Source organism: Bilifractor sp. LCP21S3_F8 (assembly GCF_052117805.1).
Lineage (GTDB): Bacteria > Bacillota > Clostridia > Lachnospirales > Lachnospiraceae > Bilifractor.
The window spans coordinates 36,611-49,619 of sequence record NZ_JBQKIK010000025.1; the positions used below are offsets into that span (position 1 = coordinate 36,611).

The window sequence follows — 13,009 nt, forward strand, 5'->3', positions numbered from 1 at the left end:
TGTTCAACATGAATACAATTATTCACGACCAACAAAGCTTCCGGCTCATTATGTGATCTCTGCCATGCGTGCAAACCGACAAAAGGGGACCTCACTTTCGATCCGGTTCTGTCTCCCTGATGTATGTTATATTTTCACAAAGCTTAAGCTTCCTCCGACCCGGTCACAGGCTCCGCGGGGATGAAGACACGGCTGTCGCCGCTGTTCTTCTGCTGCTTCGCCATCTCCGTTGCCTCCCGGCAGAAATAATCCTGCGCGATGATCCGTTCCTTGCCTTCCAGATCCTGCTTCTTGTAGGTTCCGTCCGGCTGGAGGATACTGGCCTTTACGGTATCCGCAAGCTGAATCTCCAGGATGTGCATTGCCTGCTTCTTCGTTTCCGGCTGCAGGAGCGGGAAGACGATCTCGACACGTTTGTCCAAGTTACGGGGCATCCAGTCCGCGCTGCCCATGTAGACATCCTCGCTGCCGTTATTATAGAAATAGAAGATTCTGGCGTGCTCCAGGAAGTTTCCGACAATGGAGCGGACGGTGATGTTCTCGCTGATGCCCGGGATCCCGACCTTCAGACAGCAGATTCCGCGGACGATCAGATCGATCCGTACGCCTGCAGCGGAGGCCTTATAAAGGGCCGCGATAATTTCCGGATCGCACAGGGAGTTCATCTTCGCCACGATTCTTGCCTGCTGTCCCTCGCGCGCATGTTTTTCCTCCATACGAATCAGATGCAGGAAGCGGTCACGCATCCAGATCGGCGCAACGATAAGATCATTCCAGCGGTCCGGCTCGGAGTATCCGGAAATCATATTGAAGACCGCGGTGGCATCCTCGCCGATGTTCTCGTCACAGGTCAAAATGCCGCAGTCCGTGTACAGCTTCGCGGTGGAATCGTTGTAGTTTCCGGTTCCGAGATGAACATATCTGCGGATGCCGTCTTCCTCCTTCCGCACAATCAGCGTGATCTTGCTGTGTGTCTTCAGTCCGACCAGTCCGTAGATGACATGGCAGCCGGCTTTTTCCAGCTTCTGCGCCCAGACGATGTTGTTCTCCTCGTCGAACCGTGCCTTCAGCTCGACCAGAGCCGTCACCTGTTTGCCGTTTTCCGCCGCCTGCGCGAGCGCAGCGATGATCGGGGAATGGCCGCTGACACGGTAGAGCGTCTGCTTGATGGCGAGTACATTCGGATCGGACGCTGCCTGCTTTACAAAATCAACTACCGGCTGGAAGCTCATGTAGGGATGATGCAGGAATATATCGCCCTTTCGGATGTTGGTGAAAATATCATCATCATTCTGAAGCGCCGGCACATCCGCCGGGGTATACTTCGGAACCTTGTACTGATCGAATCCATCAATGCCGTATACCTTCATCAGGAACGTCAGGTCGATGGGCCCCGGAATGTAGAAAATATCCGGCTCCCGCACCTGGAACTCCTCTTTCAGGATCTGCAGAAGCTCCGCCTCGATGCCCTCTTCCACCTCAAGACGGATGACCTCGCCCCACTGTCTCTTCCGGAGCGACTTCTGAATCTCAACCAGAAGGTCTGCGGCCTCATCCTCATCGATGCCAAGCTCCGCATTTCTCATGATCCGGTAAGGGTGCGCGCATACAACCTCGTAGCCGAGGAACAGGCGGGAGATATTTCTCTCGATGATCTCGTCCATCAGAATGATGGCGCGCTCAGACGCGTCCTTCTCCGGCAGCTCGATGAATCTCGGCAGAACAGACGGCACCTGCACAGTGGCAAAAAGCGTCCGCCCGTCGTCGCTTCCTTTCTTGCGGATCAAGGCTCCGATGTTTAGTGTCTTGTTCCGGATCAGCGGGAAGGGTCTGGAGGAATCCATCGCCATCGGCGTCAGTACCGGGTAGACATTCTCGTTAAAATAATCATCAATGTACGAAGCCTGCTCCGGAGTCAGCTCCTCATGACTGTTGAACACATGAAGTCCCACTTCTCTCAGCTTCGGAACCAGCTCGTTGTTGTAGTTGTCGTACTGATCCTTTACCATTGCGTGCGTGGCGTCAAGGATCGCGTCGATCTGCTCTCCCGGCGTCATGCCCGCGATATCCGGCTTGTTGTAATCGCTGTGCATCTGGTCCTTCAGGGACGCTACGCGGACCATGAAGAATTCATCCAGGTTTGAGGAGGTGATGCTCTCAAACTTCAGTCTCTCAAACAACGGGATGGTACTGTCCTTTGCCTCGTGCAGAATCCGCTCATCAAAACGGATCCAGGAAAGCTCCCTGTTCCAGTAATATTCCGGCTTTGCATATTCTTCGTACTCAGCTTTCATTTTCATAACTATATTCCTTTCGATTGTCACAGGCGGAAACCCACCGCCTTGAGGCCGTGGGCAGCTGACCAAAGTCTCCCATGCCTGTGCCTTCTGCACCCTGCTGTACATTCTGCACATTCCTATGCTTGCTGCACCTTGCTGTGCGTTATGCACCCACGCTGCGCTTTCTGCACCTTGCTGCGCTTTCTGCATCTTGCTGTACATTCTGCACATTCCTGTGCTTTCTGCGCTTTGCTGTACATTCTGCACATTCCTGTGCTCAGACGATCCGTTTCAGCTTGATCACCGGGCGGACGCCAAATACTTCGTTGAAGAAGTCAATCTCCGGCTGGAGCATGCCCTCTTCAAGGGCAAAGCTCTCGCGGACCTCAACGCGGATGACAATCTTCTGTTTCTTCATCTCTGTGCTGATGTTCAGGATCTTCTGTCTGTGGCTCCGGTCAAGTCCGTTTGCCAAACGGATGATTGCGACAAAGGCAGCGACCTTCAGATACCGCTCCGTATCCAGACTGGATTCCATGACGATATCCTCGTGCTGTGGAAAATCCTCCTGGACATACCGGGCTGACAGAGCGATGATCTCCCGCTCCGCGTGAGAGAGACCGATGATTTCATTGCTCATGATGATGTTCCTGGAATTCTCTCCGATCTGGTTGAAACCGATGAACTTTCCGACATCATGAAGCATGACAGCGACCCGGAGCATCAGCCGGTCCCGGCTGGTCATGCCCGTCAGAGGAAGCGTCGCGTCAAAAAGGCTCATGGCCGTTACATCCATATTGTTGATGTGCGGCGCGCTGACCGCGTAGCGGATGGCGATATTCTTCGCGCAGGTTACGATGTCATTCTCAAAATCATGCTTTGCCTTGAAGATATCGTGTGCCTCCGCGAACTCATAGGCGAGGCCCCGCTGCAGATGCGTGCCCGGCGTCCAGATGTTCACGGGATCCAGATCCGTCACAATTTTGTGATAGATGATTGCGGACGGCCGGAGCAGGGACGCGTACTCCACTGCGATATTATTCTCCATCGCAAGGTCGGCCACCGATTTTCCGCCGATCCTCCTGTACCACTTCTCGAACTTATCCCTGGTCAGAATGCGCGTCGAGCGGTCTCTGTGCTTCGGATCCTGGAAAATCATCTCTGTGATGAAGTCGCCGTTCAGAATAATGTTCTCAATCTTCAGATCCCGGATATACATGCTGCGGAACAGATTGAGATCATGCTGAATCAGCTGCTCGACCAGATCCTCATAATTGTCTGTCCTGCCCATGGCATTCTGCAGTTTTTCCCGGACACGGAGATTTCCGATCTTCATGTTCTGTGTGACGATCAGCTCGGATTTGTTAAAAATCGAGATCTGAATACTTCCTCCATCCAGATCGACGACAGCGGTTCCCTCGCGGATCATGTCCTCGAAGCATCCCGCAATGGAGGCAATCGCCTTGTAGCTTAAAAACCGCTGCTCCGAGTTGCTCAGAATCCGGACATTCAGTCCTGTCGTCTGACGGATCTTGCCCAGAATGAACAGATCATTTTCCGCCTCTCGAATCGCACTCGTCGCGATCGCACTGTAGCCATCCACCTTGTAGGTGTCCATGATCTTCCGAAAATCCGTCAGGACATCACAGAGCTCATCGACCATTGCAAAACCGATTCTTCCGGTGGAAAAAGAATCATGGCCAAGCTCAATCTTGTGCGCGACCTTATCAATACAGTGAATGCCGTTCTTCCTGGAGATTTCAAAAATCTCAAGAGAAACCTCATAGCTTCCGATGTGGATTGCGCCGAATGTTAAAAATGCCATTTTATATGACCCCCAAATGACTAGAATAAACCTGTTACAGTATAGGCAATATCTGCCGGAATGGACATATTTTGTATTCTAAATTCCTGTTAACTCTGTGTAACAATTTTAATTTGCCGCTTTCGCGTCTCTCCATGCTCAGACCTGTTGCCTTCGAAATCGCAGTCAGTAGTTTCCGAGGAGGCGAAGTCCGACTGCTTCGGCTTCGAGCCCGCGGAGTGCGTTCTTTACCGCGGGATCGCTGAGGTTTCCTTCAAAGTCGATGAAGAATCGGTATTCAAAGGGCTTCTCCGGAATCGGCCGGGATTCGATCTTGTACATGTTCAGTCCGTTGTAGATGAAATGGGAAAGCATGTTGTAAAGGGTTCCGCAGGCGTGCGGTACGCCGAAGCATACGCTCATCTTCTGCGCAGTACGGACAAAGCGGCGGCTGTGAGAGATGATGATGAATCGGGTGGAGTTCTTCTCCTTCGAGAGCCCCCCTTCCTTCAGGATCTGAAGGCCGAAATACTCTGCCGCGGAACGGCTGGCGATGGCTGCCTGGTTCTTCAGTCCCTCGCGGGCCACCTTCTCGGCTGCCATCGCGGTGTTCAGCACATTCTGCTGCTTCCAGTCCGGGTGCTCGCTCTGCAGATACTCCCTGCACTGCGCAAGTCCCTGCGGGTGCGAATAGACAACGTCGATGTCATCGATCGTTGCTCCGGGAAGTCCCATCAGCATATGATCGATCTTCAGCACCTGCTCTCCGACAATATAGTTGTTGTATTCCAGGAGAAGATCATAGATGTCCGATACACTTCCTGCCGTCGAGTTCTCGATCGGCAGCACCGCGAAATCCGCCTCTCCGTTTGTCACAAGCTCCATCGCCTCTTTCCAGGTTTTTACATGGGTGCTCTCGATCGTATCATCAAAGAATTCCTTCATCGCCTCGAAGCTGTACGCTCCGTAGACACCCTGAAAGACAACCCGGGCATTGTGAAAATACAGATGATCCATCAGCGCGTAATCCGCCGGAAGGGTAATCCCGTTCTCAGTCAGAAGCTGATACTGACGTTTCCGGCTGATTGCCATCAGCTGCTCGAAAAGTTCCCGCACACCCCTCCTGTTGAATTCCGAATGAGCCAGACCGGACAGATTTTGCAGTTTTTCCTGTTCTCTCTTACCGTCAAAGACTTCCTTTCCGCTCTTGATCTTGTAGTCCGCGACGCCTTCCACAAGCTTCATGCGCTCCTCAAAGAGGCGGACAATCTCCTTGTCCGTCTTGTCGATTTCCTCGCGATAATGATCCAGTTCTGACATGCTGATAATTCTCCCGTTTGTTCTTAGTCAAAATATTCTGATTCGATTTATCCGATCGTCAGATATGCGCCTGCTGTATTGCCTCTTTCTCAATTTCCGGATCCCCCAGCAGATAATTGATGTACTGCTGTGCGGTTCTACCGGAGATTCCGCCATGGGTGAGTTCCCACTTGTTGGCGCCGGCCTTCAGCTCTTCGTCCGACAGCCTGATGCCGTTCCTTCTCGCCAGGCCGATGACAATCTTGAAGAAATCCTGCTGACCCGGTTTTGTGAATCCGATGGTGACACCGAAGCGGTGAACCAGCGACAGCTTTTCCTCCATGGTATCCGACTTGTGGATACCGTTGTCGTTTACGACATCATCGCGGTCACTCCAGGTTTCCTTGATCAGATGTCTCCGGTTCGATGTCGCGTAGATCAGAACATTTGCCGGTTTTGTCTCGACGCCGCCCTCGATGACTGCCTTCAGGAATTTGTACTCGATCTCGAATTCCTCGAAGGACAGATCATCCATGTAGATGATGAACTTGTAGTTCCGGTTCTTGATCTTCGCGATCACATTCGACAGATCCTTGAACTGATGCTTGTAAATCTCGATCATGCGCAGACCGTCCGGATAGAACTCATTGACAATTGCCTTGATACAGGTGGATTTTCCGGTCCCGGAATCGCCGTAGAGCAGGCAGTTGTTTGCTTTTCTTCCCTCTACGAAGGCCTTCGTGTTGTCCACCAGCTTCTTCTTCTGGATCTCATAGCCGATCAGATCATCCAGCATCACCTTCTCCATGTTGTTGATGGCGTGGAAGGTAACATCGTTGTTCTCATCGGAAGCAATGCGGAACGCCTTGTTCAGGCCGAACATTCCGACTCCGTAATCCCGGTAAAATCCGGTCACCGCGTCAAAGAACTCATTTTCGTCCCCGGCCTGCTCCAGCTTCTCACTGAGCGTCCTGACCTTTTCGCTGACGTTCTTGTTGTACATCAATTCCGGCTTTACGATGGCCTTGTAGTCCAGAATTCTCGAGAAGCAGTCAATACCGAGCTCCTCTTCCAGCCAGCTGAAATCATAATCGAAGAGTTCCTTATAAGCCTTGAAGTCATTTCTCGCAAAATAATTAACGCTTCCGTCGCTTGCGCCGACCTTCTCACAGGTCAGACTGAAGGAGTTCTCATCCGTGATCAGCCGGAAGGTCAGATAATTGTGCCAGAGGTTCTTGTCAAAAGCGTAGTCCGTCGCGATATTGAGAATCCTCTTCACCTCATGAAAGCAGCGTGTGCGAAGCACATCCTTCGACTGCGTTTTCTCCCGCGCGTTCCGGCAGATATCACCCATCTGCGCGAGAATACAATCCTCCGGGATGCTTCCATATATCAGTAATTTTGAAATAATGTGGTCCATAGTCTCCTCCCCAGAATAATCTTCCGTTCTCAACTGCTGTCTTCGGAAAGCGCTCTTTACTATCAGTCTCTCCGATGTCCGTGATACTTCTCCTCGCAGTACTTGCAGCGGTATACCGCATGCTCCGGATCCGTCAGGATGAACACCTGATCCAGCCCCTGTTCGATGGATGTGATGCATCTGGGGTTCTTGCATTTGATGACGTTGCGGATCTCCTTCGGAAGACCGAGTGCCTTCTTCTCGACGATCTCTCCATGCTCAATGACATTGATGGTGATGTTCGGATCGATGAATCCGACAATGTTCAGATCCAGCTGATCAACGGGGCACTCCACCTTGATGATGTCTTTTCTGCCCATCTTACTGCTTCTGGCATTCATGATCATCGCGACACAGCAGTCCAGCTGATCCAGTCTCAGGTCATGATAGATGGTCATCGCCTTGCCGGCTTTGATGTGATCCAGTACAAATCCCTGCTCGATAGAACCTACATTCAGCATTTATTTTACCTCCAGCTCAAGAAGCGTGAACATCAGTGCCATTCTCATATACATGCCCCAGTACACCTGTTTGAAATAAGCGGCTCTCGGGTCGTCATCGACATCGACCGAGATCTCATTCACACGCGGAAGCGGATGAAGCACATACATATCCTTCGGCGCGAGCTTCATTTTTTCCTCATTCAGGATGTAGAAATCCTTCATGCGGATGTAGTCGTCCTCGTTAAAGAAACGCTCCTTCTGCACCCGGGTCATGTAGAGGATATCGAGCTCCGGAAGCGCATCCTCCAGTCGGATCACTTCCTTATATTCAATGTGGTTCGGATCCAGATGTTCCTCCTTGACATACGACGGAAGCTTCAGCTCCTCCGGCGAGATCAGCACAAAGCGGATGCCGGGATAACGCACCAGAGCGCTGATCAGCGAATGGACGGTGCGGCCGAATTTCAGGTCGCCGCAGATGCCGACAGTCATGTTGCCAAGTCTTCCCTTGGTCTGGCGAATCGTCATGAGATCCGCGAGCGTCTGCGTCGGGTGCTGATGGCCTCCGTCGCCGGCATTGATGACCGGAATCGAGGACTTGGCCGCGGCCACCATGGGAGCCCCCTCCTTCGGATGACGCATCGCGCAGATATCTGCAAAACAGCTTACAACGCGGATGGTATCCGCCACGCTCTCTCCCTTTGTAGCGGAACTGGTATTGCCCGAGTGAAATCCGATGACGTTTCCGCCCATATTCAGCATGGCCGTCTCAAAACTGAGCCTTGTTCGCGTGCTGGGCTCGTAGAAAAGAGTCGCCAGCTTCATACCATCGCAGACATGCGCGTACTTCTCCGGATTCTTCTCCATATCCGCCGCGAGCTTCATGATATGCTCGAGCTCCTCAACAGAAAGATCCAGCGGTGACATGACATGTCTCAGATTCTTCAACTGTCTGTGCATTATAAGCCTCCTTAAACGTAAGCTAAATAAATGACAATGGCTACTATGGCACCACAGCCTGATAAGCTGCGGATTGCATTCGAGTTATTTTACCGCAAATGCATAGGCAGAATCAAGGGACACGGAGCAAAAACCCGCAGTCGCTTCTCCCCATTCCGGGGAAAAACGCTGCGGGTTGTTCTTACTTCCGATCATCGACGTCTTCCTCCGTCGCTGTCCCGTCGATGATTTCCTGACCATTCTCGTCATAATGCGGGCGCCCGGTCATCTCATCCTCAAATTCGTCCTCCGCACGGCGGAACTCCTCCGCCGCGTCGTGCACTCTGGAGGCAAAATCCGCGGCACGCTTATGAAAGACGAAGCCGCAGATCGCCGCGTAAATCATCGCCGCCCCGGCAACCTGAACCAGTACGGAGGTCAGCCGCATCGGATGGAACAGGAATACCACACCGAGAATAAGCGTCACGATTCCGCCGATCAGACAGAGATACCATCTGTCGTCATGAAAGGTCCGGAGCGTGCTCATCTCCACAAACTGACCGCAGGCATACGAAATCAGGATCACGGCAAATAGAATTCCAGCAAAGGCAGCAATCACATCCGGTCTCGCCACAATAAAAATTCCGAAAGCCGCAAGGATGACACCGCCGGCCAGTGCGCCAGCCGCCACAGGTTCACCGCGCATATTGATATAGCTGGCGATCAGCAGCGCTCCGATCACGATCATCGCCACGCCAAGCAGTCTGCAGATCACAAACAGCGTGCTCTCCGGCCGCACCAGCAGAAAAATTCCGACGATGAGCAGAATCAGCGACCAGATATTGACCGCGAGCAGCTTCTTCTTGATATTTTCTCCAAGGTTCCTGAACATGTTTTCTTCCTCCTGCAGTATCAAATGTGCGTTTTAAGTTCAATTTCCGTCTGCACTATGCCGCGTCACAAAACCTGAAACATCGCGCTGATATTATTCCCGCGAAATGCCCCACTCTTCAAGCTTATGGTAGACGGCTGAAACGGGAAGTCCAACCACATTATAATAATCGCCTTCAATTTTTTCTATATACCTGGCGAAAATGCCCTGGATCCCATAGCTGCCTGCCTTGTCCATCGGATCCCCCGTCTCGACATATTCCCGGATTTCTCTGTCTGTGAGCTCACAGACATATACTCTGGTCCGCACGGAAAAGGTTTCCTCTCGCTGTATTTCACCCTTCTCCACCTTCACAAGAGTGACGCCTGTATAAACGTCGTGGCTTCTACCGGAGAGACTTCGCAGCGTCTCCACTGCCTCCTCCGGACTCGACGGCTTCCCGAGGATATCCGCGTCACGCGCCACAATCGTATCGGCGCCAAGTATGATACATGCAGACAGTTGTGATTTGTCGGGATTTAGTATTTCGCCGGCGACATCCTCTGCCTTTCGTCTTGAGAGACAGCGCACCACCTCGTCCGGCGTTCCGCTGCTTACCTTCTCGTCCGCGTGGCTCGGAATCACCTCGACCGAAAAGCCCGCCTGATGCATCAGTTCCAGGCGCCGCGGAGATCCTGAGGCAAGGATAATCCGGGGCATAACTCCCTTACTCTCTGATCTGATATCATTTTCCCTCATTTCATCCCTCACTTCAATTCTCACAAAAACACGCTCTGGAAAAAGGCATTGTTTCCATGGATTCAAAATCAGCCGCCAATTCAAAAACAGCAAAAAATCTCTGAAAATAAAAAAGCCTTGTTTCCATGAATTAAAAAAACAAAAGTCTCTCTGAAAATAAAAAAGACTTTGTTTCTATGGATAAAAAATAGTGTGATCATCTCTCACTATTCTTCATCCATTATGAAACAAAGCCTCTGAAATCTCAACCACAATTGACTGCAAGCAGGACGATAAGCCGGGTTATGTCGCGTACGGTCATCTATCTGTGTCCTGCCGTTGCCGGCAGGCTCAAGCGACCTACCTGAAGACGTGACGGGCAGCCACATTGCCTTCTGTTCGGTCTTGCTTCGGATGGGGTTTACATGGCATCCCCTGTCACCAGGGGATCGGTAGTCTCTTACACTGCCTTTTCACCCTTGCCCTTGTATCCTTACGGAGCCATGGGCGGTATATCTCTGTTGCACTTTCCCTGAGGTCACCCTCGCCGGACGTTATCCGACACCCTGCCCTGTGAAGCCCGGACTTTCCTCAGCCGGCACCTTTCGGCCCGCCGGCCGCGACCGTATGTCCTACTTGCAGCCAATCTTGATTATCTTACCACAAACTTCCGAAATATACACGGATTTTTAACAATCCATAATATAATTTGAGCCTGTATTATAATTCCGTATATTTTGAGCATTCTTATTCTAAGGTTTTCAGGCTTCTGCTTAACAATAGGTTTCCCCTTCCCTTTTCATTCAAGCTTCTGCTGTTCATCTGGGTTTTCTTCTGCTTCGTACGGTCATGAACAGAAGGATCACAAGAAGGATTGCTGATGCAGTGAGTGAAACCTTCCAAATACGGGTATTCGAGTTGTCACCAGTTAAAACTCCACCGGTTTTCCCTGTTCCTGCAGATCCCTTAGAGTTATTATCTCTGCTTCCCGGCATTGTCGACACTGATGGAGCACCAGGTGTATTCGAGGGAGTTAACAATACTGTCGATGCAGGTGTTACTGTCGGTGTCGTTGACGGCGTAGATGTCGCTGTCGGTGTCGTTGACGGAGTTGGCGTTTCTGTCGGATCCGTTGACGGCGCAGGTGTTTCCGTCGGTGTCGTTGACGGAGTTGGTGCTTCCGTCGGTGTCGTTGACGGCGCAGGTGTTTCCGTCGGTGTCGTTGACGGAGTTGGTGTTTCCGTCGGTGTCGTTGACGGAGTTGGCGTTTCCGTCGGATCCGTTGACGGAGTTGGCGTTTCTGTCGGATCCGTTGGCGGAGTTGGCGTTTCTGTCGGATCCGTTGGCGGTGTATACGAATTTGTGATCACGTAACCACCTTCAGCGCTTCCCGTTACAGAAGATGTATAACCATCCGGAAGTTTAGAAGTTTCCTGAACTGTATATTGAATTTTTGTTCCTCCGTCCTCATACATAGGAAGTCCGGTCCAAGTGTAAAGCCAGTTGCCTGATTCCGTCAGGGTCACCGGTTTACCGCTCGCCTCGCCATCCGCATAGAGCTGAACAGTAACCGAGTTCGGGCGTTTGCCGTCCTGATTCTCACTGTCATACCATCTCTTCAAAACGCTCAGACTGGTCTTCTCCGGTGTATAACTGTTCGTGATATCGAATCCGTTGATTGTAGTCGAATAATTCTCAACAGCGCTCTCAGCAATAGCATACGTAATCTTCTGACCATTCTTATAAACCGGGAGATCCTCAAATGAATACTTCCAGCCATCTTCCGCTTTCACTGTCTTCTCAGCAACCTTGTCTCCGTCCGCCAGCAGTTTCACCGTGATACTATCCGGACGCTTCCCATCCTGATCGTTGTTATCGTCCCAGGTCTTCGTCCCGGAAATCGTTGTCTTCTCCGGCGTATAGCTGTTCGTGATCACGTAACCGCCCTCGGCACTTCCTGTGACAGAAGATGTATAACCACTCGGAAGCTCTGACACTTCTTTAACTGTATACGCGATCTTTGTTCCGCCATTTTTATACATCGGAAGTTCGGTCCACGTGTAAAGCCAGCCGCTTGATTCTGTCAGGGTAACCGGTTCACCGCTCGTCTTGCCATCCGCATAGAGCTGAACAGTAACCGAGTTTGGGCGTTTGCCGTCCTGATTCTCAGTGTCATACCATCTCTTCAGAACGCTCAGACTGGTCTTCTCCGGTGTGTAACTGTTCGTGATATCGAATCCGTTGATTGTAGTCGAATAATTCTCAACAGCGCTCTCAGCAATAGTATACGTAATCTTCTGACCATTCTTGTAAACCGGGAGATCCTCAAATGAGTACTTCCAGCCATCTTTTGCCGTCACTGTCTTCTCAGCAACCTTGTCTCCGTCCGCCAGCAATTTCACCGTGATACTGTTCGGACGCTTGCCGTCCTGATTGTTATTATCGTCCCAGGTCTTCGTCCCGGAAATCGTTGTCTTCTCCGGCGTATAGCTGTTCGTGATCACGTAACCGCCCTCGGCACTTCCTGTGACAGAAGATGTATAACCACTCGGAAGATCTGACACTTCTTTAACTGTATACGCGATCTTTGTTCCGCCATTTTTATACATCGGAAGTTCGGTCCACGTGTAAAGCCAGTTGTTTGACTTCGTCAGGGTCACCGTTTTACCGCTCGCCTCGCCGTCCGCATAGAGCTGCACATTAACTGAGTTCGGGCGTTTGCCGTCCTGATTCTCAGTGTCATTCCATCTCTTCAGAACGCTCAGACTGGTCTTTTCCGGTGTATAACTGTTCGTGATATTGTATCCTTCGATGGTAGTCGAATAATTCTTAACCGCACTCTCAGCAATAGAATACTTAATCTTCTGACCATTCTTGTAAACCGGGAGATCCTCAAATGAGTACTTCCAGCCATCTTCTGCCGTCACTGTCTTCTCAGCAGCCTTTGTTCCGTCCGCCAGCAGTTTCACCGTGATACTGCCCGGACGCTTGCCGTCCTGATTGTTATTATCGTCCCAGGTCTTTGTCCCGGAAATCGTAGTCTTCTCCGGCGTGTAGCTGTTCGTAATCACGTAACCGCCCTCGGCACTTCCTGTGACAGAAGATGTATAACCACTCGGAAGATCTGACACTTCTTTAACTGTATACGCGATCTTTGTTCCGCCATTTTTATACATC

9 protein-coding genes and 1 other RNA gene are annotated in these 13,009 nt (G+C 51.3%); all 10 read right to left on the reverse strand.

Annotation, left to right across the window (positions count from 1 at the left end; all coding sequences use genetic code 11):
• Positions 1-143 precede the first annotated feature (143 nt).
• The gene (locus ACTQ3A_RS11020; RefSeq protein ID WP_441099965.1) at positions 144-2,300 is read right to left on the reverse strand and encodes an RNA degradosome polyphosphate kinase; all 2,157 of its coding nucleotides are present in this window, start codon (positions 2,298-2,300) and stop codon (positions 144-146) included.
• Between the two features lie 256 nt (positions 2,301-2,556).
• Positions 2,557-4,104 (reverse strand): Ppx/GppA phosphatase family protein, encoded by a 1,548-nt coding sequence (locus ACTQ3A_RS11025; protein WP_441099964.1) that lies wholly within the window; start codon positions 4,102-4,104, stop codon positions 2,557-2,559.
• Positions 4,105-4,269: 165 nt separating this feature from the next.
• Entirely contained in the window at positions 4,270-5,403 is a 1,134-nt protein-coding gene (gene pheA, locus ACTQ3A_RS11030; protein ID WP_441099963.1) for a prephenate dehydratase, read from the reverse strand.
• Positions 5,404-5,461: 58 nt separating this feature from the next.
• The gene (locus ACTQ3A_RS11035) at positions 5,462-6,802 is read right to left on the reverse strand and encodes an ATP-binding protein (RefSeq protein ID WP_441099961.1); all 1,341 of its coding nucleotides are present in this window, start codon (positions 6,800-6,802) and stop codon (positions 5,462-5,464) included.
• A 62-nt stretch (positions 6,803-6,864) separates the two neighbouring features.
• Positions 6,865-7,302: an aspartate carbamoyltransferase regulatory subunit gene (locus ACTQ3A_RS11040; RefSeq protein WP_441099959.1), complete on the reverse strand. Its 438-nt coding sequence runs from the start codon at positions 7,300-7,302 to the stop codon at positions 6,865-6,867.
• Entirely contained in the window at positions 7,303-8,223 is a 921-nt protein-coding gene (gene pyrB, locus ACTQ3A_RS11045) for an aspartate carbamoyltransferase (protein ID WP_441100114.1), read from the reverse strand.
• 202 nt (positions 8,224-8,425) lie between these two features.
• Entirely contained in the window at positions 8,426-9,115 is a 690-nt protein-coding gene (locus ACTQ3A_RS11050) for an HdeD family acid-resistance protein (protein WP_441099957.1), read from the reverse strand.
• Between the two features lie 93 nt (positions 9,116-9,208).
• Positions 9,209-9,853 carry a Maf family protein gene (locus ACTQ3A_RS11055; protein WP_441099955.1) on the reverse strand — a complete coding sequence of 215 codons (645 nt, stop codon included), beginning with the start codon at positions 9,851-9,853 and terminating at the stop codon, positions 9,209-9,211.
• A 257-nt stretch (positions 9,854-10,110) separates the two neighbouring features.
• Positions 10,111-10,471: RNase P RNA component class A (gene rnpB, locus ACTQ3A_RS11060), an RNA gene on the reverse strand.
• 179 nt (positions 10,472-10,650) lie between these two features.
• Positions 10,651-13,009, reverse strand: a 2,359-nt coding sequence (locus ACTQ3A_RS11065) for a Cna B-type domain-containing protein (RefSeq protein ID WP_441099954.1), incomplete at its 5' end; no start/stop codon positions are given.